This is a genomic window from Micrococcus sp. M4NT (assembly GCF_033790745.1).
In the GTDB taxonomy this organism is placed as follows: Bacteria; Actinomycetota; Actinomycetes; order Actinomycetales; family Micrococcaceae; genus Micrococcus.
This window is the reverse complement of sequence record NZ_JAMYEH010000004.1, coordinates 64,066-84,426: the sequence shown is the minus strand read 5'-3', so window position 1 is coordinate 84,426 and position 20,361 is coordinate 64,066. Positions and strand designations below refer to the sequence as shown.

20 protein-coding genes and 1 tRNA gene are annotated in these 20,361 nt (G+C 72.8%); 4 read left to right on the top strand and 17 right to left on the bottom strand.

All coding sequences use genetic code 11. The features are described from left to right. Positions 1 to 149 precede the first annotated feature (149 nt). The 6 genes from NJC10_RS03760 to rpsB form a co-directional block, all read right to left on the bottom strand. A complete protein-coding gene (locus tag NJC10_RS03760) occupies positions 150 to 770 on the bottom strand; it encodes a DivIVA domain-containing protein (RefSeq protein ID WP_319074674.1) in 621 nt (206 codons plus the stop codon). 58 nt (positions 771 to 828) lie between these two features. Then, on the bottom strand, positions 829 to 1,659 hold the full coding sequence (locus NJC10_RS03755) for a phosphatidate cytidylyltransferase (RefSeq protein ID WP_319074673.1): 831 nt from the start codon (positions 1,657 to 1,659) through the stop codon (positions 829 to 831). A gap of 26 nt (positions 1,660 to 1,685) precedes the next feature. Beyond that, on the bottom strand, positions 1,686 to 2,243 hold the full coding sequence (gene frr / locus NJC10_RS03750) for a ribosome recycling factor (protein ID WP_248115288.1): 558 nt from the start codon (positions 2,241 to 2,243) through the stop codon (positions 1,686 to 1,688). Positions 2,244 to 2,296: 53 nt separating this feature from the next. Then, positions 2,297 to 3,067: a UMP kinase gene (gene pyrH, locus NJC10_RS03745; RefSeq protein WP_248115289.1), complete on the bottom strand. Its 771-nt coding sequence runs from the start codon at positions 3,065 to 3,067 to the stop codon at positions 2,297 to 2,299. A 213-nt stretch (positions 3,068 to 3,280) separates the two neighbouring features. Further along, complete coding sequence (gene tsf, locus NJC10_RS03740; protein ID WP_298984877.1) at positions 3,281 to 4,117, bottom strand: translation elongation factor Ts; 837 nt, start codon at positions 4,115 to 4,117, stop codon at positions 3,281 to 3,283. Between the two features lie 110 nt (positions 4,118 to 4,227). Continuing rightward, positions 4,228 to 5,154 (bottom strand): 30S ribosomal protein S2, encoded by a 927-nt coding sequence (rpsB, locus tag NJC10_RS03735; protein WP_319074671.1) that lies wholly within the window; start codon positions 5,152 to 5,154, stop codon positions 4,228 to 4,230. 403 nt (positions 5,155 to 5,557) lie between these two features. On the opposite strand from rpsB, the gene NJC10_RS03730 reads away from it, so the two are divergent. Then, positions 5,558 to 6,244: a murein hydrolase activator EnvC family protein gene (locus NJC10_RS03730; RefSeq protein ID WP_319074670.1), complete on the top strand. Its 687-nt coding sequence runs from the start codon at positions 5,558 to 5,560 to the stop codon at positions 6,242 to 6,244. Here the strand turns inward: NJC10_RS03730 and NJC10_RS03725 are convergent. After that, positions 6,144 to 7,343 carry a glycosyltransferase gene (locus NJC10_RS03725; protein ID WP_298714622.1) on the bottom strand — a complete coding sequence of 400 codons (1,200 nt, stop codon included), beginning with the start codon at positions 7,341 to 7,343 and terminating at the stop codon, positions 6,144 to 6,146. The two genes, NJC10_RS03730 and NJC10_RS03725, sit on opposite strands and share 101 nt — an antisense overlap. A 446-nt stretch (positions 7,344 to 7,789) precedes the next feature. Between NJC10_RS03725 and NJC10_RS03720 the strand changes: the two genes are divergently transcribed. Beyond that, entirely contained in the window at positions 7,790 to 8,680 is an 891-nt protein-coding gene (locus NJC10_RS03720; RefSeq protein WP_319074667.1) for a LysM peptidoglycan-binding domain-containing protein, read from the top strand. A gap of 265 nt (positions 8,681 to 8,945) precedes the next feature. Beyond that, positions 8,946 to 9,518 carry a hypothetical protein gene (locus NJC10_RS03715; protein ID WP_319074666.1) on the top strand — a complete coding sequence of 191 codons (573 nt, stop codon included), beginning with the start codon at positions 8,946 to 8,948 and terminating at the stop codon, positions 9,516 to 9,518. An 8-nt stretch (positions 9,519 to 9,526) separates the two neighbouring features. Here the strand turns inward: NJC10_RS03715 and NJC10_RS03710 are convergent. From NJC10_RS03710 to glsA, 8 genes are all read right to left on the bottom strand, one after another. Beyond that, positions 9,527 to 9,600 (bottom strand) — tRNA-Ile (locus tag NJC10_RS03710). Positions 9,601 to 9,658: 58 nt separating this feature from the next. Then, a complete protein-coding gene (locus tag NJC10_RS03705; RefSeq protein WP_319074665.1) occupies positions 9,659 to 10,882 on the bottom strand; it encodes a glycosyltransferase in 1,224 nt (407 codons plus the stop codon). 46 nt (positions 10,883 to 10,928) lie between these two features. Next, positions 10,929 to 11,804 carry a DMT family transporter gene (locus tag NJC10_RS03700; protein ID WP_319074663.1) on the bottom strand — a complete coding sequence of 292 codons (876 nt, stop codon included), beginning with the start codon at positions 11,802 to 11,804 and terminating at the stop codon, positions 10,929 to 10,931. A 7-nt stretch (positions 11,805 to 11,811) separates the two neighbouring features. Next, positions 11,812 to 12,453, bottom strand: a complete 642-nt coding sequence (locus NJC10_RS03695) for a CDP-alcohol phosphatidyltransferase family protein (protein ID WP_319074662.1) — start codon at positions 12,451 to 12,453, stop codon at positions 11,812 to 11,814. A 107-nt stretch (positions 12,454 to 12,560) separates the two neighbouring features. Then, on the bottom strand, positions 12,561 to 13,562 hold the full coding sequence (locus NJC10_RS03690) for a phage holin family protein (RefSeq protein WP_319074661.1): 1,002 nt from the start codon (positions 13,560 to 13,562) through the stop codon (positions 12,561 to 12,563). Positions 13,563 to 13,723: 161 nt separating this feature from the next. Further along, a complete protein-coding gene (locus NJC10_RS03685) occupies positions 13,724 to 14,560 on the bottom strand; it encodes an aldo/keto reductase (protein WP_319074660.1) in 837 nt (278 codons plus the stop codon). A gap of 105 nt (positions 14,561 to 14,665) precedes the next feature. Continuing rightward, the gene (locus NJC10_RS03680) at positions 14,666 to 15,592 is read right to left on the bottom strand and encodes an SDR family oxidoreductase (protein ID WP_319074659.1); all 927 of its coding nucleotides are present in this window, start codon (positions 15,590 to 15,592) and stop codon (positions 14,666 to 14,668) included. A 75-nt stretch (positions 15,593 to 15,667) separates the two neighbouring features. Then, positions 15,668 to 16,624, bottom strand: coding sequence for a glutaminase A (gene glsA, locus NJC10_RS03675; RefSeq protein WP_319074658.1), 957 nt, complete (start codon positions 16,622 to 16,624; stop codon positions 15,668 to 15,670). 73 nt (positions 16,625 to 16,697) lie between these two features. On the opposite strand from glsA, the gene NJC10_RS03670 reads away from it, so the two are divergent. After that, positions 16,698 to 17,591, top strand: coding sequence for a hypothetical protein (locus NJC10_RS03670; protein ID WP_319074657.1), 894 nt, complete (start codon positions 16,698 to 16,700; stop codon positions 17,589 to 17,591). Here NJC10_RS03670 and NJC10_RS03665 read toward each other — a convergent pair. After that, a complete protein-coding gene (locus tag NJC10_RS03665; protein WP_319074656.1) occupies positions 17,504 to 18,244 on the bottom strand; it encodes a YdhK family protein in 741 nt (246 codons plus the stop codon). The two genes, NJC10_RS03670 and NJC10_RS03665, sit on opposite strands and share 88 nt — an antisense overlap. 736 nt (positions 18,245 to 18,980) lie before the next feature. Beyond that, positions 18,981 to 20,048, bottom strand: coding sequence for a 2,3-butanediol dehydrogenase (locus NJC10_RS03660; RefSeq protein ID WP_319074790.1), 1,068 nt, complete (start codon positions 20,046 to 20,048; stop codon positions 18,981 to 18,983). Positions 20,049 to 20,361: the final 313 nt, after the last annotated feature.

Here is a 20,361-nt window from a genome sequence, read left to right as displayed (position 1 = left end):
GGGGCGAGGGTGGAGGCGTCCTGCGCGGCGGGGGTGGGCGGCGTCAGGGCGCGTCTGAAATGTGATTGTAGTCACATGGTGGACGCGATTTGCAATCGGCGCCCCGGACCGCCCCGCGCCGGGCGAGGCGGTCCTGGACGCCGGGCGGCTCAGCCGCGGCGCAGCAGCACGTCGACGGCGGCGTCCAGGTAGGCGTCCACCTGCGCCTCGTCGTAGCCGTCGCGGCCCTCGGCCTCGGCGAAGGACGACCGGCGGACGTCGTCGGCGGTCAGCGGACGGTCCGCGTCGTCGCCGCGCTCAGCGGTGACGCGATCCGTGCTCCCGAGGGTCGCGCGGAGTCGGTCGAGGAGGGCGTCGACGTCGTCGACGGCGTAGGCGGGGGCGTCCTCGCGGGTGGGGCGGCGGAAGCGCTCGGCGGGTGCGCGGTCCGCGCGGTCCAGGAGCTCGCGGGTGCTCTCCTCGAGCGCGGCGTCCCACTCCCCGTCGCCGTGCTCGCGCACGACGGCGTCCCGCTCAGCGGCGGTGAGGGCCTCCTCGAGGCGGTCCAGGGCGTCGTCCACCTCGTCGGTGGCGTAGCCGCCGTCCACGGTGGCGAAGCGAGCCTGGCGCACCTGCTCGGGGGTGAGCTCGCCGCGTCCCTCGGCGGCCTCGCGGGCGCGCTCCATGAACGCGTCCACGTGGGTGGGCTCGTAGCCGATCTCGTCCGACTCGACGGTCTGGAAGACGTGGTCGGCGGAGGGAACGGCGTCCTTCGGGGGGCGGGGGGTCATGGCGTCTCCTGCGGGGTGGGTCGGAGCCCCGCGGTGCGGGGCGGCGGGGGGAAGGGGATCAGGTGAACGGCAGCGCCATGACCGTGTAGGCCACGGGCGCCGCGAAGACCAGGGAGTCGAGTCGGTCCATGATCCCGCCGTGGCCCGGGAGCATCGAGGACATGTCCTTGATGCCGAGCTCGCGCTTGACCATGGACTCGGAGAAGTCGCCGCACGTGGCGGCCGCCACGGTGAGCACGCCCAGCAGCGCGCCCACCCACCAGGGCTGGCCCACCAGCAGCGGCACCGCCACGACGCCCACCAGCACGGAGCCGGCCAGGGAGCCGCCGAGGCCCTCCCACGACTTCTTGGGGCTGATGCGCGGGGCGATGGGCGTGCGGCCGAAGCGGTAGCCCACGGCGTAGCCGAACGTGTCGTTGGACACCACCATGAGGAGCAGGCACAGCACCATCATGCGCCCGTGCGGCTGGGCGAACAGCGCCACGCCGAAGGAGAGCAGGAAGGGGGCCCACAGCACCACGAACACGCCGGCGAGGATGAACTGCCCCGTGGGCCGACGCCGCGTGGCCGCCGTCCAGAGGCACACGGCCAGGAGTGAGGCGAGCAACGCCAGGAACAGGGCGGGGACGCCGCCCCACCACGTGGCCAGCGGCAGGGCCGCCGCGGCGATCCACAGCGGCGGGCATGGGACGTCCATCCCGATCCCCCGCACGGCGGCCGCCACCTCGGAGACCCCGCCCAGGAGCAGCGCCACGAGGAGCGTCACCAGCACCCACGGCAGCCACACGAGGCCCACCAGGGCGACGGCCAACAGGCCGGCCCCCACGACGACGGCGGACTTGAGGTCGCGGCCGCCGCGCGGGGGCGCGGGGATGGGGGCGGGTGTCATCGAGGCGGGACGCCGGAGCGCGAGGATCAGACCTCGAGCAGCTCGGCTTCCTTCTTCTTCGACATCTCGTCCACGAGGTCGACGTGCTTCTTGGTCAGCGCGTCCAGGTCCTTCTCGCCGCGCGTGCCCTCGTCCTCGCCGATCTCGCCGTCCTTGACCGCCTTGTCCATGGCCTCCTTGGCCTTTCGGCGGGCGTTGCGGATGGAGACCTTGTGCTCCTCCGCCTTCGACTTCACGAGCTTCACGTACTCCTTGCGGCGCTCCTCGGTCAGCTCCGGCATGACGACGCGGATGACCTTGCCGTCGTTGGACGGGTTGGCGCCGATCTCCGACTCGGACAGCGCCTTCTCGATGTTGCGCAGGGCGCTGGTGTCGAAGGGCGTGATGAGCAGCGTGCGGGCGTCCGTGGTGGTGAAGGACGCGAGCTGCTGCAGCGGGGTGTAGGAGCCGTAGTAGTCCACCATCACCTTGGAGTACAGCCCGGGGTTGGCGCGGCCGGTGCGCACGGCGGCGAAGTCCTCGCGCGTGGCCTCGATGGTGCGGTCCATCTGCTCTTGCGCGGACTGCAGGGTCTCCTGGATCACGGTCTCTCCTCGGTGGTGCGGTTCGGGTCTGGTGCCATCCTACGCGGCGGGGCTCACGGGGTGACGGTGGTGCCGATCGGCTCGCCGAGCAGCGCGCGGGTCACGTTGCCCGGGCCCTCCATGCCGAACACGCGCATGCTCAGGTCGTTGTCCTTGCACATGGTCATGGCGGTCAGGTCCATCACGCGGATGTTGTTCAGCAGCGCCTCGTCGTACGTCAGGTGCTCCAGGCGCCGGGCCGTGGGGTCCTTCTTGGGGTCCGCGGTGTACACGCCGTCCACGCCGGACTTGGCCATCAGCACCTCGTCCGCGCCCACCTCGAGCGCCCGCTGTGCGGCCACGGTGTCGGTGGAGAAGTAGGGCAGGCCGGTGCCGGCGCCGAAGATCACGACGCGGCCCTTCTGCATGTGGCGGATGGCGCGCAGCGGGATGTAGGACTCGGCCACCTGCTCCATGTGGATGGCGGACTGCACGCGCGTGGACACGCCGGCCTGGAGGAGGAAGTCCTGCAGGGCCAGGCAGTTCATCACGGTGCCGAGCATGCCCATGTAGTCGGCGCGCCGGCGGTCCATGCCGCTCTCGGAGAGCTCGGCGCCGCGGAAGAAGTTGCCGCCGCCGACGACGATGGCGATCTCCACCCGGTCGGCCGCGGCGGCGATCTGCTCGGCGATCCCGCTGACGGTCACGGGGTCCACGCCGACGCTCCCGCCGCCGAACACCTCGCCCGAGAGCTTGAGCAGGACGCGGCGCCGGCCCGTCTCGTCGGCGTTCTGCTGCGCGGTCTCGGCCGTGCGGGGGGCTGCGGGGGCGCGGTTGGACTCCATGGGGATCTCCTGGCGTGACTGGGGGACGAGGGGCCGCCGGCCGCGCGGAGGCGCGGGGCGGGCATCGTGCGCGAGTCTACCGGCCGGCGTCGTGGGCCCCACCCCCGGACCGGCACCCGGAGACGGCGTCGGACACGGGACGAGCCGCGCCCCCACCGATGAGGTGGGGACGCGGCTCGTCTCGAGTGCTCCGCCCGGCGCGGGCGGCGCGGATCAGGCGCCGACGCGGAAGCGGGCGAAGCCGGTGACGGCGGTGCCGGCCTCGGAGGCCACCTTGCCGACGGTGGTCTTCGGGTCCTTCGCGAAGGGCTGGTCCACGAGCACGATCTCCTTGAAGAAGCCGGTCAGGCGGCCCTCCACGATCTTCGGGAGAGCCTGCTCCGGCTTGCCCTCGGCGCGCGCGGACTCGTCGGCGATGCGACGCTCGTTCTCCACGGTCTCGGCCGGGACGTCCTCGCGGGAGAGGTACGTGGGCGAGTAGGCGGCGGTGTGCACCGCGATGTCGTGCGCGGCCGTCTTGGCCTCCGCGGAGTCGGCGTCGACGGCGAGCAGCACGCCCACCTGCGCCGGCAGGTCCTTGGAGGTCTTGTGGAGGTAGGCGTCCACGAAGGAGCCCTCGACGCGGGCCAGACGGCGCACGACGACCTTCTCGCCCAGCAGGGCGCCCTCCTCGATGACGTAGTCGCCCAGGGTGCGGCCCTCGTGGTCGGAGGCCAGCAGGCCCTCGACGTCGGTGGCGCCGGAGGCGACGGCGGCGCGCAGCACCACGTCGCCCAGGGTGATGAACTTCTCGGCCTTGGCCACGAAGTCGGTCTCGCAGTTGAGCTCGATCATGACGCCCACGCCGTTCTCGACGGTGGCGGCCACGAGGCCCTCGGCCGCGGAGCGGCCCTCGCGCTTGGTGGCGCCCTTGAGGCCCTTCACGCGGATGATCTCGGTGGCCTTCTCGGCGTCGCCGTTGGCCTCGTCGAGGGCCTTCTTGACGTCCATCATGCCGGCGCCGGTGCGCTCGCGCAGGGCCTTGATGTCAGCAGCGGTGTAGTTCGCCATGCTCGTTCGGTCCTTCCCGTGGTGGGGTGGTGCGGGATGTGCTGGGGATGGGATCCGGGGTGGGCGGCCCGGTGCCGAGGGGCACGGGGCCGCCCCTCACCCGGACGGGGTCACTCGGCCTGGGCCGGGGCCTCGGTCTCGGCCACGGTCTCCTCTGCCTGGGGCACCTCGAGGGCCGGCGCCTCGGTGGCGCCCGGCGCCACGGCCTCGCCGGCGGCCGGAGCGGCGGCCGCGGGGGCCTGCTCCTGGGCCTGCGGGGCGGCCTGCTCGGCGTTGTGCTGCTCGAGCAGCTCGCGCTCCCACTCGGCCATCGGCTCGGCGGCGGACTGACCGGACTTGCCGCCGCCCTGGCGGGCCATCAGGCCCTCGGCCACGGCGTCGGCCACCACGCGGGTGAGCAGGTTGACGGAGCGGATCGCGTCGTCGTTGCCCGGGATCGGGTAGGTGACCTCGTCCGGATCGCAGTTGGTGTCGAGGATCGCCACCACGGGGATGTTGAGCTTCTGCGCCTCGTCGACGGCGAGGTGCTCCTTCTTGGTGTCCACGATCCACACGGCGGAGGGGGTCTTCGCCATGTTGCGGATGCCGCCGAGGTTGGCCTGCAGCTTCTGCAGCTCGCGGTTCAGGAGCAGGAGCTCCTTCTTGGTGTGGCCGGAGCCGGCGACGTCCTCGAAGTCGATCTCCTCGAGCTCCTTCATGCGCTGCACGCGCTTGGAGACCGTGGAGTAGTTGGTGAGCATGCCGCCCAGCCAGCGGTGGTTCACGTAGGGCATGCCCACGCGGCCGGCCTGGTCGGCGATGGCCTCCTGGGCCTGCTTCTTGGTGCCGACGAAGAGGATGGTGCCGCCGTGGGCCACCGTCTCCTTGACGAACTCGTAGGCGCGATCGATGTAGGACAGCGACTGCTGCAGGTCGATCACGTAGATGCCGTTGCGCTCGGTGAGGATGAAGCGCTTCATCTTGGGGTTCCAGCGGCGGGTCTGGTGGCCGAAATGGACACCGGAGTCGAGGAGCTGGCGCATGGTCACGACGGGCATGACGTTTCCCTTCTGTGGCAGCCGTGGCACCCCGCGCTTCGCGCGCGGGCGGTCTGCCGGTCGGTTCTTGACGGTTGTCGGCCGCACGGCACGTGCGACCCCTGGCATCAGGACGGCGGCTGCCGGGCCCCGCGTGCACCCCCGACGACGCCGTGGCGGCGGAGGCGGGGGACCGAACGTGGGGGCTGGGCTCGCCGGAGCGGGCCCACCCTGATGCGCGTAGTCGGTGCCCGAGCGCACGGCGAGACGCCGGCGCAGGACACCGCTGGGGCCAAGACTACCGCACCCGGGGTCGGCCGGACGCGGCCGGCCCGCTCCTGCACAGCGCGCGGAGAGCCCCGCTCCGTCCCCCATCCCGGGCCCGATCGGACCGGGCGGGGCGCGCCCCGGGCAGGCTGTCCGCATGGCCGGATCATCCCCTCCGCTCCCCCGCCCCCTCCGCGGCCCGCGGGCCCTCGCGGTGCTCGCGGTGCTCGCCACCCTCCTGGCCACCCTGCTCGTCACGTCCGTCTCCGTGCCCCTCACGGGCGATCCCTCCGCGGATCCCGCCGCCGCGCCGCACGGGCTGCTCGCCGCGGGCGAGGCGCGGCCCGGGTGGCGCCCGCCCGTGGCCGGGGCGGGACCGCAGGACGTCCGCCGGGCCTTCGCCGCGCCCCTCCAGCCGTGGGGGCGCGGGCACCGCGGCGTGGACCTGGCGACGGGCTCAGGGGCCGTCCGCTCCCCCGCAGACGGAACGGTGCGGTTCGCCGGCGGCGTGGTGGACCGTCCCGTGCTCACGATCGCCCACGACGACGGTCTCGTGAGCTCGTTCGAGCCCGTCACCGCCCTGGTCCCGGTGGGCGCGCGCGTCTCCGCGGGAGAGGTGGTGGGGACAGCCGACCCGCTGGGCGCGCACTGCCTCGTGCCGTGCGTCCACTGGGGCGTGCGCCGCGAGGACGGGTGGCGCGTGGGAGAGGCCCTCTTCGACCGCTACGTGGACCCGCTCTGGCTCATCGGCTGGAGCGGTCCCTCCGTCCTGTGGCCGCAGCACGGTCCTCGGCCACCCGGCGTGCCAGCCGCAGCAGGTTCCGCGCCGAGCGGTCCCAGCTGAACCGGGCCGCCTGGGCGGCGCTCGCGCGGGAGGCCCGCGCGAACTCCGCCGGGTCTTCGAGCTCGCGCACCCGCGCCACGAGGGCGGCGGGGCGGTCGCCGTCCAGCGGCACGCCGCGGTACGCCGGCGTGCCGGCCCCCGCGACCTCCTGGAAGATCGGCAGGTCCGAGCAGATCACGGGGGTGCCGTGGGCCATGGCCTCGGCGACGGGCAGGCCGAACCCCTCGGCCCGGGAGAGCGTGACGAGGGCCGTGGCCCGCCGCAGCAGGTCCGCGTACTCCGCCTCGGAGGCGCCGCCGTGGAAGAGGACCCGGGCGCCGGACTCCCCGGCGGCGGCGCGCCGTCCGGCCAGCCGGGCCTCCAGCTCGGCCCGTCGCTGCTGCGGGATCGGGGACAGCAGGTGCAGCTCGTAGCCCGGCAGCGCGGGGGCGGCGTCCAGCAGGGACTCCACGTCCTTGTAGTCCATGAAGGAGCCCATGTAGACCAAGAGCCGCTCCGGGGCGGCGTCCGGGTCTCGCGGCGTCGCGACGTCCGGCGGCGCGTTGCCGATCACGTGCACGGGCCGGCGGGTGAGGCGGTGGCGGGCGATCAGCTCCGCGGTGGTCTGCGAGACCGTTGCCACGGCGTCGCCCCGGTCCAGCAGGAGCCGCTGCGGCGCGTAGCTGAGGTGGTAGGCCCGCCAGAGCCAGCGGATCGGCTCGGGGAGGCGCCCCGGCGGGGTGGGGTGCTCGTAGTAGATGAGGTCGTGCAGCGTGAGGATCAGGCCGTAGTCCCGCCCCCACGAGCCCATCGTCTGCATCGGCGAGAACACCACGTCCGGCTCGAGCGCCCGGACCTGCCGGGCCACGAACGGCTCCCGGACGGAGACGGGGCCGGAGACCCGGTGCCACGGGACGCCCGCGGGGAGCAGGGCCAGCTGGCGCTCGTCGGCGATGAGCATGGCCGTCCGGACGCCTTCGCCGTCGGCGTCCCCCGACGTCGTCGTGATCCGGTGGACGGCCTCGATGAGGCTCGCGCCGTAGCGGGAGATGCCGTCGTGGAAGTCGGTGCGCGTGTAGCGCGCGTCCAGGAGGAGGCGCAGGGGGCGAGGAGCGGTCACCGCTCCACGCTAGCGCGCCCGGCTCACCGGAGGCCGAGACCCCCGTGAGCGTGGGGCCGGCCACGAGCGCGTCGACGTCGGCCCTCGGCACCGTGCGCCGCGCCCGCGAGAGGGCTGCCGCGCCCCCGGCGGTGGACGGGCGAGACGAGCCCGGAGCGACGACGTGGAGAACGTGTCCTGCGGCACACTCGAAAGGCGCGCAAGGCCTCGTCAGCGCAGGATTTCGTGGATTGCCCCTGGATGTTCCCCGGCGTTCATATTGCGTTTCGATAACGATCCGGTATCTTTGATCACGGATCGGTTGCGATCCACTCCGGGCTTCCCCTCGCACCCTGCGTCCCGGTCTCTCCATCACTGTTCATCACTCGCACCAGCGGTCCGGCTACACCCGGGCACCACGTGGCGCCCTGCCCGAAGGACGCTGGTCACGAATGGGAAGTAGCGCCATGACTGAGATCACCCCCGCCATCCGCCGTCATCACCGCGTCGCCGCGGCCTCCTTCGCCCTCGCCCTGAGCGCCGGCACCCTCGCCGGCGTCGGCACCGTCGCCGCCGCCCCCTCCGCGCAGGCCGCCGAGTCCACCTACACCGTGCGCTCCGGCGACACCCTGTGGCGCATCGCCGCCGCCAACGGCGTGGCCCTCTCGGAGCTGATGAGCCTCAACGGCCTCTCCGGGTCCTCGATCATCTACCCGGGCGACGTGCTGCGCCTCACCGGCACCACCACCGCGGCCCCGGCCCCGACCTCGGGCGGCACCTACACCGTGCGCGCCGGCGACGGCTGGTGGGTCATCTCCCAGCGCGTCGGCATGAGCATGTCCGCACTGACCTCCCTGAACGGCATGACGACCTCGACCATGCTGCACCCGGGCATGGTCCTGAAGACCTCCACCGCCGTCGAGCGCACCTCCACCACCGCTCCGGCCCCCGCCCCGGCCCCGGAGCCGGTGCGCCAGTCCTCCTCCAAGCAGGCCGCGATCGACTTCATGGTCGCCAAGGTCCGCAGCTCCTCCACCTACTACGCCTGGGGCGGCAGCGGCCCCTACGGCTACGACTGCTCGGGCCTCGTGAAGCAGGCCATGGCCCAGTCCGGCATCACCGCGGCCCGCACCAGCCACGACCAGTACGTGAACGCCCCCACCAAGGTCTCGCGTGCCAACGCCCAGCCCGGCGACCTCGTGTTCTGGGCCAACCAGTCCACCGGCCGCATCTACCACGTGGCCATGTACATCGGCGACGGCAAGATCGCCCACGCGCTGAACCCCACCGCCGACCTCGTCATCACGGACATGAACATCATGTCCTCGAACATGCTCTCCGTGGTGGGCCGCTACTGAGCCTGACCCCCGCCGCCTGAACGGCGGCACGGGAAGCCCGACGCCGGCCCCCGCCCCACGCGACCGAACGGTCCGGGGCGGGGGCCGGCGTCGTCTGCGGTCAGGACGGCGCCAGGACTAGGCTGGCGGCCATGACCACCCTTCTCTGGGGCGCGGTGGCCGCGTCGTCGCTGCTGCTGGGCGCCGTGCTCGCCACCCTGCGTGACTGGCACCGGGCACGATCGGCCTGATCCTCGCGTTCGGCGCGGGAGCCCTCATCGCCTCCGTGTCCTTCGAGCTCGCCGAGTCCGGAGTCGAGGCGGCCGGCCCGCTGGCGGTGGGCGTGGGCCTCGTTGTCGGGGCGCTGGCCTACTTCCTCGGCAACGGCTACGTGGAGCGGCGGGCGAAGCACTCCGGGGGCGGCGCGTCCTCGGGCGCGTCCCTCACCGTGGGCGCGCTGCTGGACGGCATCCCCGAGCAGGTGGTGCTCGGCATCGGCCTGGCCATGGGCGAGGGGGTCTCGATGGCCCTGCTCGTCGCGGTCTTCATGTCCAACCTGCCCGAGTCCATCGCCGCCTCGGCGGACTCGCTGAAGGCCGGCAAGTCCAAACGCTCCGTGCTGCTGCAGTGGACCGTCGTGTTCCTGGTGTGCACCCTGGCGACCGGCGCGGGCGGCCTCCTCGCGGATGTCGCCTCCGCCTCCTTCACGGGGGGCGTGCAGGGCTTCGCCGCCGGCGCCCTGCTCGTGATGCTCATCGACACGATGGTGCCCGAGGCCCGCGAGGAGGGCGGTGAGACCGCCGGCCTGGTCACCGTGGTGGGCTTCGCGATCGGCGCGTTCCTCTCCCTCACCGGGTGAGGGTCCTGTAGGGCGTGCGGGACTTGAACCCGCGACCGAAGGATTATGAGTCCTCTGCTCTGACCGACTGAGCTAACGCCCCTGGCCCGCGCACCGGCGCGGGACCCGCCCATCCTAGCGAGGACGGGGCCGGCGTCGCCTCAGAGGGCCGCGCGGACCTCCGCCACCGTGGCACCGCGGTAGAGCCGCTCGAAGAGGTCCACGCTCTTCTCGGCGGAGTGCCGCACCGCCTTGGCGTGGGAGGCCTCCCCCATCGTCGCGCGCTCGGCGGCCGGGAGCTCCAGCACGCGGGCGATCCGCTCCGCGAGCGCGACGTGGTCGCCGGGCGGGAAGAGCCAGCCGTTGACGCCGTCGTCCACGAGGTGGGGCAGGGCCAGCGCGTCGGCGAGCACCACCGGGGTGGAGGCGCTCATGGCCTCGAGGGAGACCAGGGACTGCAGCTCCGCGGTGCCGGGCTGGCAGAAGACGTCCGCGCGCAGGTAGGCCCGGTGCAGCTCCTCCTCGGACACGTGCCCGCGCAGGTGCACGCGCTCCTCCACCCCCTCGGCGGCGATGACCTCGCGGAGACGGTCGCGCTGCTCGCCGTCGCCCACGATCTGCGCGTGTGCGTCGAGCTCGGGGCGGGTGCGCGCCAGGTGCGCGACGGCCCGGATGAGCACCTCCACGTTCTTCTCCACGGCCAGGCGGCCCACGAAGAGGATGACGGGGTGGTCCGGCTTCTCCACGACCTCGCCGGGGGCGAGCTCATAGGCCGCGGCGTCGATGCCGTTGGAGATCGGCAGGACCCGCTGGAGGCCGGCGTTCTCCGCCATGGCCTTCGCGGCGAGCGCGGTGGGGGTGGTGACCGCGGCACCCTTGCCCATGAGCCGGCCCATGTCCCTCCACGAGTTCCGGGAGACGATGTCCCGGAACCACTGGGGGAAGGGCAGGAAGGGGTCGAGGTTCTCCGGGATGAAGTGGTTGGTGGAGACGGTGCGGATGCGGCGCCGCTCGGCCTCGATGATCGCGGCCTCGCCGATGAAGTAGTGGCACTGCGCGTGGACCACGTCCGGCTGGACCTCGCGGAGGACGCGGCGCATCCCCGACTTCGCGTGCCACGGCATCACGAAGCGGTAGTACTCGTGCGTGAACGCCTTCACGGAGGAGAGCCGGTGCACGGTGGCCTCAGGGCGGTGCTCGACGGCGTCCGGGCCGGCCTCGTTGCGCGCCGCGATCACGTGCACGTCATGGCCGCGGGCGTGCAGCGCACGGGCGAGGCGGAAGCAGAACACGGCGGCCCCGTTGACGTCCGGGGGGTAGGTGTCCGCGGCGATCAGCACCGTCAGCGGACGGTCCTCGGACTTCCGGGGGGCGCGGTCGGTCACGGGTGACCCTCTCTGGACTCAGGTGGTGCCGCGGATCGGCGTCGGCTCAGCGTGCCTCGCGGCGGGCCACCACGTCCGGGTGGCTGCGGGAGAGCTGGATGATGCCCACGGTAGCAACAACGGCGGCGGCCATCAGGGCGGAGGCCACCCACAGGGGCAGGTGGGGGCGCAGCTCGTCCAGCACGGTGACGCCCACGAGCACGCCGACCATGGGGTCGACCACGGTCAGCCCCGCCACCACGAGGTCCGGGGGGCCGTAGCGGTAGGCGGTCTGCACGAAGTACACGCCCAGCAGGGCCGCGGCGGCGAGCACGGCCACTGTGCTCCAGGACGGGAGCCTCCCCTCGAGGATCCGCACCGCGGTGAGGCGCACGCACACGGCCACGAAGCCGTAGAGCACACCCGCCGCCACGATCGGGACGATCGCGCTCGCCCGCCGGCTCAGCCACGCGGCGGCGACGGCTCCCGCGGCCACCACGACCCACGCGATCAGCACCGTCTCGCGCTCCTGGGCGTCCGTGGGCACGGCGGTCGGCTTGGTGGCCTGCATGGTCACGAGCACGAAGCCCACGGAGCCCGCCATGCACGCCCCGACGGCGGCCCACGTGCGCGGACCGATCCGCAGGCGCTCCGTGCGCGCGTGCAGCACCGTGGTGATGGCCACCGCGATCGCGCCGATCGGCTGCACGACGCTCAGCGGGGCGTTGGCCAGGGCGATCACGTTGAGGGCGATGCCGGCCAGCATGAGCACGCCGCCGAGCAGCCAGACCGGGGAGCGCAGCATGGCCAGGGCCCCGTGCAGGGCGCCGCGGACGCGCGCGGCGGGCGGCTGCGTGCCGCGCACGCCGGCGGCCTGGCGCTCGCTGCCGAGCGCGAGGAAGAGGGCGCCCACCAGCGCGCACAGGACCGGGATCAGGTACACGGGGTGCTCACCCGGCCCACGCCGCGCGGTCGCGGGGATCGACGCCGGCGGCCCGCAGGGCGGCGGCCTTCGCCACGGCGCGACGCAGGTAGTCGAGCGTGGCCGCCACGTGGAGGATGCTCCCGGCCGCCACGAGCACGAGCGACACGGCGGTCCAGACCGCCGTGTCGGCCTCCGGGACGCGGGAGAGCAGCAGCGCGGGGGCGCCGGCGAGCAGGATCGCCGTGCGGACCTTGCCCAAGACGGTGACGGTGAGCTCCGGGCTGCCGCGGAACAGCCACGCGGAGACGGCCGCGAGCACCAGGTCCGGGACGATCACGGCGAGCGCGAACCACAGCGGGGCGATCCCGGTGCCGACGAGCGTGACCGCGACGACCATGAGGGAGAGCCGGTCCGCCGCCGGGTCGAGCCAGGCGCCGACGGTGGACATCATGTCGAACCGCCGGGCCACGTAGCCGTCCACCCAGTCGGTGCAGGAGAGGACGGCCAGGACGATGAAGGCCGCCAGGTACTCCCCCGACGTCGTGAGCCACACGAACACGGGCACGAGCCCGAAGCGGGCGAGCGTGATGAGGTTCGGCGGCGTCAGCCAGTCCTCGCGCACGGTGTACGCATGCCCCTCCCGCAGGCCGGCATCGATCAGGCGCATCGCTCACTCCAGGGACGTCGGGCGGGTTCGGGACCACCCTACCGACGACGACGCCCCGATCCGCGCGGATCGGGGCGTCGACGTCGTGGGACCGCGGCCCCGGAGGATCAGTCGCGCTTCCTGCCCTTCGTGCCGAGGCGGGTGGCCAGGACGGCGAACGCGGTGGAGGAGGCGCCCAGGAGGGCCAGCGGCTGCCAGCGGTCCTTCACGTAGTCCTCGGCGGCGGCGGCCTGCTCGCCGGCGCGCGCGGCACCGGTGTACGGGGCGGTCTGGTCCAGGGCGTGCGCGGTGTCCGGGGTGGCGCCACGGCCCTTGCGCTGCGCGGTGAACGCGGCGATCTGGCCCTTCACGGAGGCGCGCTCGTCCAGGCCGGAGCGGATGTCGCCCAGGTGACGGCGGCGCAGGTCGGCGCGACGGCGGACCTCGTCCTCGGAGGCGGAGCCCTGCTCGGGATGCGGGGCGGCCTCGCCGCGCTTCTCCGCCTTCTTGTTCTCCTCCTGCTCGATCTTCTTCCGCTCGGCCTCGCGCTGCTTCTCGATGCGCTTGGCCTCGGCACGCTCCGCCTTGAGGCGGTCGTACTCGGCGGGGTCGAAGTCGTTGCCCTCCTTGAGGTAGCCGAGGTCGTACTCGAGGTTGCGGATGGTCTCGGCGGGCACGAGGGGCATGGCGCCCTTGACCTGCATGGCACCGATGCCGGCGAAGAGGAGGCCGAGCACCAGGAACGCGAGCGCCACCATGAGGGCGGGGAACCAGAACTGCGGGTCGGCGAACGCGCCGATGAGCGCCACCACGAGGGCGACGAGCATGAGGGCGAGGAAGAAGAGGCCGACGAGGGCCAGGGCGGCGCCGATGCCGGCCTTCTTGCCGGTGCCCTTGAGCTGACCCTTGGCGAGCGCGAGCTCGTCCTTGAGCTGCAGGGGCAGGAGGCGCACGACGGCGGCCAGGAGGTCAGAGAGGGAGCTGGCGCGCGTCTGGGCGGTGACCGGCGTGGTGGGGCGCGGGGCGCCGGCGGTGCGGGCCGTGCTCCCGGGGTCGGTGGTGGCGGCCGAGGTGGCCGGGCGCGGCGCGTCGACCCTCAGCGAGTCGGCGGCAGGGGCCTGATGGGACATGGGGTCATGCCTTCCGTGTGGTGCGGCGGAGGAGCGGCCGAAGCCAGGCGGCGGCCTCGTGAGGTGTTCGGATCAAAGTTATCACCGCCCGCCTCCGCGAGAGCGGGGGCGGGCGGCGGGCGCAGGCGACGACGGGGGCCGCGACCGGCTGAGTCGACGGGTCAGAAGTCGATGTCCGCCGGGTCCGGGCCGATGCGGCCGTCGGCGCGGTCGAGGCCGTCGATGCGGGCGATCTCGTCCTCGCTCAGCTGCACGTCCGCGGCGGCGAGGTTGGAGGCGATGCGCTCGGGCGTGACCGACTTGGGGATCACCACGTTGCCGATCGCGAGGTGCCATGCGAGGACCACCTGGGCCGGCGTCGCGCCGTGGGCCTCCGCGATCTCGGTGATCACCGGGTCCTCCAGGACGTCCCCGCCCTGGCCCAGCGGGGACCACGCCTCGGTGAGCATGCCGCTGCGCTCGCCGAATGCGCGCAGGTCCCGCTGCTGCCAGTAGGGGTGCAGCTCGATCTGGTGGATCACCGGGGTCACGCCCGTGGCCTCGATGATCTCCTCGAGCTGGGCCTGCGGGAAGTTGGAGACGCCGATCGAGCGGACCCTGCCCTGGCGCTGCGCCTCGATGAGGGCCTTCCAGGTCTCCACGTACTTCCCCTGGGACGGCTTGGCCCAGTGGATCAGCCAGAGGTCCACGTAGTCCGTGCCGAGCTTCTCCAGGGACACGTCGAGCGCGGCGAGCGCCTCGTCGTACCCCTGGTCCGAGTTCCACACCTTCGTGGTGACGAACAGCTCCTCGCGCGGGACGCCGGCGGCCGCGATCGCGCGGCCCACGCCCTCCTCGTTGCCGTAGATCGCGGCGGTGTCGATGTGGCGGTAGCCGGCCTGGACGGCCTGCTTCACGACCTCGGCGGCCACCTCGTCCTCGACGCGCCACACGCCGTAGCCGAGCTGGGGGATGGACTGGCCGTCGTGGAAGGGGGCGGCGGGGACGGCGGTCGTCATGGTGCTCTCCTCTGGTTCGTGATGCTGGTCTCGGTGGCTGACTCTACGACGCGCGCGTCCGTGGCGCTGACGACGTCGCGCGGAGGCCGCTCACGGCGGGGAACGTCACGGGGTGGGGGTGCCGCCGTTCGCGTTCAGCGTGTCCCCCGTGACGTAGCTGGACTCGCCCGAGGCGAGGAACACGTAGGCGGGGGCCATCTCCACCGGCTGGCCGGCGCGGCCGGTCGGGCTGTCCTGGCCGAACTCCACGAGCCTGTCCATGGGCTGGCCGTAGGAGACCTGGAGGACGGTCCAGATCGGGCCCGGGGCCACCGCGTTCACGCGGATGCCCTTCTCCGCGACCTGCTGGGCGAGGCCCTTGGTGAAGTTGTTGATCGCGGCCTTCGTGGCGGCGTAGTCCAGGATCATCGGGTTCGGGTTGTAGGCCTGCACCGAGGTGGTGTTCACGATCGCGCTGCCCGGGCCCATGTGCTTCAGCGCCGCACGCGAGAGGGTGAACATCGAGAGGATGTTGATCTGGAACGTCTCGAGCACCTGCTGGTCGGTGAGCGTCTCCAGGCTGTCGGAGATCAGCTGCTGGCCGGCGTTGTTGACCAGGATGTCCAGACCCCCGAGGCCCTGCACGGCCTCGTCCACGAGCCCGTTGCGGTAGTCCTCGTCCAGCAGGCTGCCGGGCAGGGCGACGGCGGTCCGGCCCGCCTCCTCGATCGCCTTCAGGACGCGGTCCGCGTCGGGCTGCTCCTCGGGCAGATAGGCGATGGCGACGTCGGCGCCCTCGCGGGCGAACGCGACGGCGACGGCGGCGCCGATGCCCGAATCGCCGCCCGTGATGAGGGCCCGGCGTCCCTCGAGGCGGCCCTTGCCCACGTAGGACTCCAGGCCGATGTCCGGCACCGGATCCGTCGTGATGTCCAGGCCGGGCGCGTCCTGGCGCTGCTCCGGCGGGGAGACCTTCGGATGGCGGGTGCTCGGATCGTCGTGGGCGAGCTGCGAGCCCTGCACGGGGCTGTCCTTCTGGTTCGTCTCGGTCATGGCCTCGACGCTACGCCGCGGATGCGGGGCGGTGGCAAGGGTGGGCGGGCCACCGGATCGGGGGGCCGGCGCAGGTCAGTCCGCACCGCGCAGCCCCGCCAGGGCGCCCCGGTGGCGCAGCACGTGCAGGTCCCACCGCTCGCTGAGGCGCTCGAAGATCCCGATGCCGCGCACCGAGTTGCCGCGCTCGTCGAGGCGGGGGGACCACGTGGCGATCCCGACGGCGCCGGGCACCGCGCCCAGCAGGGCCCCCGAGACGCCGCTCTTGGCCGGCACGCCGACCTCGGCCACCCACTGGCCGGTGGCGTCGTACATGCCGCACGTGAGCATGACGGAGAGGGACTGCTCGGCCACCCACTCCTGCAGCACGCGCTCCCCCGTGAGCGGGTTGACCCCACCGGCGGCGAGCGTGGCGCCCATGACCGCCAGCTGCGGCGCGGTGACGAGGATCGAGCACTGCGTGAGGTAGCCGTCCACGGCCTCTCGGGCCTCGATGGGCAGCACGCCCGGGTCGGCCAGCAGGTGGGCGAGGCCCAGGTTCCGGTCGGCCCGCGCGCTCTCCGCCGCGCGGACGCCCTCGGACACCTCGAGGCGGGCCCCGGCCATCGCGCTGTAGCGGTCCAGGAGCAGCCCCGCACGCGTCTGGGCGTCCTTCCCGGGGACGAGGGCGTGGGCCATGATCGCGCCCGCGTTGATGAGGGGGTTGTACGGGCGGCCGTCGTCGTGGAGGGAGAGGTGGTTGAACGCCTCCCCCGAGGGCTCGACGCCGACGTGCTCGAGCACCGCGTCCAGGCCGACCTCCTCGAGGACCACCGCGTAGGTGAGGGCCTTGGAGACCGACTGCAGGGCGAACGCGTGCTCGGCCTCCCCCGCCGAGGCCTGGTGCCCGTCCACCGTGCAGACGGCGGCGGCCAGGCCGTCCCGCTGCTGGCCGGCGACGTCGTCCAGGTAGTCGGATGTCTCCCCCGAGCGGTCCGGCTCGACCTCCTCGAGCGCGGCGGTGAGAGCGGCGTCGAGACGGTCGGTGTCCATGCCGGCCAGCCTAGTGGACGGGCCCTCGGTGGCTAGGGTGGGGGCATCCGTCCGCCCGTCGAGAGGCAGTCCCGTGCCCCGCGCCGACGTCACGACCATCCCGCCCGAGAAGTCCCGGCGGGTGCTGGCGGCCGAGGCGCTGGCCGCGCGGTGGGACCGGCCGATGGGCATGCTGGGCGTGCTCTTCCTGTTCGTGGTGCTGGGCCAGCTGCTCGTCACGGAGCCGCGCTGGGCTGCGGTGCTCACCTGTCTGGGCTGGGCGTTCTGGGCGGTGTTCCTCGGCGAGTTCCTGCTGCGCGCCTACATCGCCCGGTTCAGCACGGAGTTCTGGAAGCGGAACTGGTGGCAGGTCGTGTTCATGCTGGTCCCGTTCCTGCGGTTCTTCCGGGCGCTGCAGGCGCTGCGGCTGGTCCGGCTCGCCCGGCTCTCACGGGTGGCGCGCGTCGGCGGCATCCTCTCGGCCGGCATCCGCGGCTCCCGTTCCGCCGGGCGCCTGCTCTCCAGTCGCCTGGCGTGGCTGGCGGCGGTGACCGCCGTCGTGATCCTGGCCGCGAGCCAGCTGCTCTACGCCCTCGAGGCCGTGGAGGACTACACCGACGCGCTGTACCAGACGGCCATGGCCACCATCACGGGCTCGGGCATCGCGGCGGACCACCCGGGAGCACGCGTGCTGTCGGTGGCGCTCGCCGTCTACTCCGTGGCGGTGTTCGCCACCCTGGCCGGCTCCCTGGGCGCGTACTTCCTGCGGGGCGACGAGGCGAAGGAGCACGAGCGCGCCCGGCAGGACGAGGGGCTCGCCGCGGTGCTCCACGCCGCGGAGGAGGAGCACGCCGCGGAGACCGCGGCCCGGCGGGCGACCCGCGGACCAGGTCGACGGCGTCACCGTGCGGGCCGGACCTCGTCCTCCACGACCCACTTGTGGTTCTTCATGGTCATCCCGTCGGCCGTGGTGACGTCCACCATGTAGACCGTCTCCTCCGAGATCCCGGAGACCGTGGCCTCCGCACCCTTCATCCCGGTCATGTGGTCGGCGGCCATGACGGCGGTGTCGCCGACGTGGAGGTCGTCGTCGTGGACGCCCTCAAGCTCCTCCTGCACGACCCACTTGTGGGCCGTGACCTTCTCACCGCCGTCCGTGGGGGTGTAGTCGACCTGGTAGGCGGTGGTGTCGAACGCGCCGGTGACGGTGGCCTCGGCGCCCTTCATGCCGGGCATGTGGTCGGCGGTCAGCGTGACCTCGGTGCCCACGGGGTAGGCCGGGTCGTCGGCCTCCTCGATGCCGGCCGGCGCGGGGCCGCCGTCCATCGCGTGCTCCATCGAGTGGCCTGCGTGGCCGGAGGCGGCGGCCGATCCGCTCGCGTCCTTGGAGCGCATGTCGTCCATGCGGCTGGCGGCGGCTGACGACGCGTCCGAGGCGGCGGATCCCACGGCTGGGCCCGCGGAGGAGGCCAGGGAGCTCGCAGCCGCCCCGATCGAGGGGGCGGCAGAACTCACCGCGGCACCCGCCGAGGAGGCGGCGTCCGTCACCTTCTCCTGGTCCTCGGCGGAACAGCCGGCGAGGGCGAGGGCACCCGCGAGGAGGGCGGCGGTCAGGGCGGGGCGGGTATGCGTGGAGCGCATGCGTGGATCTCCTCCGTGCTCGTGCCGGTTGCGCGGCGCACCGGGCGTGCAGGCCACTCTAGGTCGGCGGTCCGCGGGACTGCCAGGTCTCCGGTGAGCGGCGCGGACACCGTCATCGCGGAACTCCTGGGGGCACGAGGCGGGCATGGTGCACATCCCTCCCTGCGGTGTGCCGAACACCACGGGTGATCGGCCCCCTCTGCGTGCACCAGTCCCTGCCTCCGGCCGGCATGTCCGAGGTCCCGTCGCTCTCCGACGCCCAGCGAGTGCTGACCACTCCGATGCTCCCATCCCGGGCCGGCCCGTGGGGCACCTCCTTATCGGAGACGGGCCCCATGGTCAGGCGATCCTCGACCGCGCGGGCATGCTGCTGAAGGCCGGGTGGCACGCCAGTGCCATGGCGCAGCGGGGCCGATTCCGTCGCGATGGCTCCGGACGTATTCGTCCGAGCACATCGCGATCCCTCGCCCCTGCCTGATCCGGTGGGAGCGCCGCTCCACGGCATTGCTCCCCCGGTAGCGCAGGCGTTGGTCCTCGCCGACGTCGATCGGCCGCCCGAGGCAACCGCAGCGGTACGCGATCTGATCGGCCCTCGCGGGGATCGCGCGCCATTTCCCGAACCTCCCGGGCAGGTCCCGCCACGGAGCCCCGGCACGGAGCCTTCACGTCCCGGAACGCTGTGGCTCCACGCCCTCGTCGGGCGGATGCGGGCCGGCGAGGTGGTCGAGGCAGGCGCTCAGAGGCCCTTGCCGGAGGGGGAGACCAGGATCTTCACCGCCGTCTCGTTGTGGTGGATGAGGGTGTCGAAGCCCTTCTCGACGATGTCGTCGAGCGCGATCTTGCCCGTGATGAACGGCTTCAGGTCCAGGTCCCCGTCCTCGAGCATCTTCACGGTGTCCGCGTGGTCATGGGCGTAGGCGATCGTGCCGCGCAGGTCGATCTCCTTCATGACGAGCTTGTGCAGGGCGACCTTGGGCTCGTGGCCCCAGATGGACTCGTTCACGATCACACCGGCCGGGCGGACCGCGTCCAGCAGCATGTCCAGGACCACATCCACCGAGGTGCACTCGAACCCGACATCGGCACCGCGGCCGTCCGTCAGCTCCTTGAGCTTGGCCGGCACGTCGACCTCACGCGGATCGAACGCGTCGTCGGCCACGCCCGCGTCGAGGACCTTCTGGCGGCGCAGCTCGGAGAGCTCGGAGACGTACACCCTCAGGCCCTTGCCCTTGAGCACCGCCGCGGTGAGGGCGCCGATGGGGCCGGCGCCGCCGATGATCGCGGTGCCGGAGGTCGGCGACCCGGCGCGGACCCAGGCGTGGTGGGCCACGGAGAGCGGCTCGATGAGGGCCGCCTCGTCCAGCGCCACGGAGTCCGCCACCGGGTGGACCCAGTGCCGGTCGACGGCGATCTTCTCGGCCAGCCCGCCACCCTCGCCGCCGAGGCCGATGAAGTTCATGTCCGGGGCCAGGTTGTAGTGCTCGTCGTCCCGATGCTCGGGGCGGATGATGTAGGGCTCGACAACGACCGACTGCCCCACCTTGAGGTCCGTGACGCCCTCGCCGAGCGCGGCGACGGTGCCCGACATCTCGTGCCCGATGGTCACAGGGGCGGAATCGCCGGAGATCGGGTGGGGGTGCCCGTGCGGCGGGATGAAGATGGGGCCCTCGAGGTACTCGTGCAGGTCCGTTCCGCAGATGCCGCACCAGGCGACGTCGATCAGCACCTGGCCGGGGCCGGCCGTGGGCGTGTCGATCTCCTCGATGCGGATGTCCTTCTCGCCGTGCCAGCGGGCTGCGCGCATGGTCATGATGACTCCTCCTGCTGTGTGTGGATGGTCCATCGAGGACACCTACGGGTCCTCTTGCACCTCAAGACACTCCCACCGTTCCACACCCTTCCCCTGAATCCGAGGTCTCGTGGTCGCCAGCGTCATGAACGGGGTGAGGGCGGGTCAGCCCCTGTCGGGTCCGCCGTGAATCCAGTCTGACGTGATGCTCTCGCGGGAGCCGAGGGCATGTAGAAGGGATATACCCCTCTAGACACCCGAGGAGCCTTGCCTGTCCCTCCTCACCTCTACCCGTACCAGGTGGCCTCGGGATACTTCTCCAGCAGCC

Bases quoted from the DNA above. Each gene is read 5' to 3' on its own strand.
- NJC10_RS03760 (WP_319074674.1), bottom strand. From the start codon at position 770: ATGACCCCCCGCCCCCCGAAGGACGCCGTTCCCTCCGCCGACCACGTC.
- NJC10_RS03755 (WP_319074673.1), bottom strand. From the start codon at position 1,659: ATGACACCCGCCCCCATCCCCGCGCCCCCGCGCGGCGGCCGCGACCTC.
- NJC10_RS03660 (WP_319074790.1), bottom strand. From the start codon at position 20,048: ATGCGCGCAGCCCGCTGGCACGGCGAGAAGGACATCCGCATCGAGGAG.
- glsA (WP_319074658.1), bottom strand. From the start codon at position 16,624: ATGGACACCGACCGTCTCGACGCCGCTCTCACCGCCGCGCTCGAGGAG.
- NJC10_RS03690 (WP_319074661.1), bottom strand. From the start codon at position 13,562: ATGTCCCATCAGGCCCCTGCCGCCGACTCGCTGAGGGTCGACGCGCCG.
- NJC10_RS03720 (WP_319074667.1), top strand. From the start codon at position 7,790: ATGACTGAGATCACCCCCGCCATCCGCCGTCATCACCGCGTCGCCGCG.
- tsf (WP_298984877.1), bottom strand. From the start codon at position 4,117: ATGGCGAACTACACCGCTGCTGACATCAAGGCCCTGCGCGAGCGCACC.
- NJC10_RS03685 (WP_319074660.1), bottom strand. From the start codon at position 14,560: ATGACGACCGCCGTCCCCGCCGCCCCCTTCCACGACGGCCAGTCCATC.
- pyrH (WP_248115289.1), bottom strand. From the start codon at position 3,067: ATGGAGTCCAACCGCGCCCCCGCAGCCCCCCGCACGGCCGAGACCGCG.
- NJC10_RS03695 (WP_319074662.1), bottom strand. From the start codon at position 12,453: ATGCGCCTGATCGATGCCGGCCTGCGGGAGGGGCATGCGTACACCGTG.
- NJC10_RS03665 (WP_319074656.1), bottom strand. From the start codon at position 18,244: ATGCGCTCCACGCATACCCGCCCCGCCCTGACCGCCGCCCTCCTCGCG.
- NJC10_RS03730 (WP_319074670.1), top strand. From the start codon at position 5,558: ATGGCCGGATCATCCCCTCCGCTCCCCCGCCCCCTCCGCGGCCCGCGG.
- NJC10_RS03680 (WP_319074659.1), bottom strand. From the start codon at position 15,592: ATGACCGAGACGAACCAGAAGGACAGCCCCGTGCAGGGCTCGCAGCTC.
- rpsB (WP_319074671.1), bottom strand. From the start codon at position 5,154: ATGCCCGTCGTGACCATGCGCCAGCTCCTCGACTCCGGTGTCCATTTC.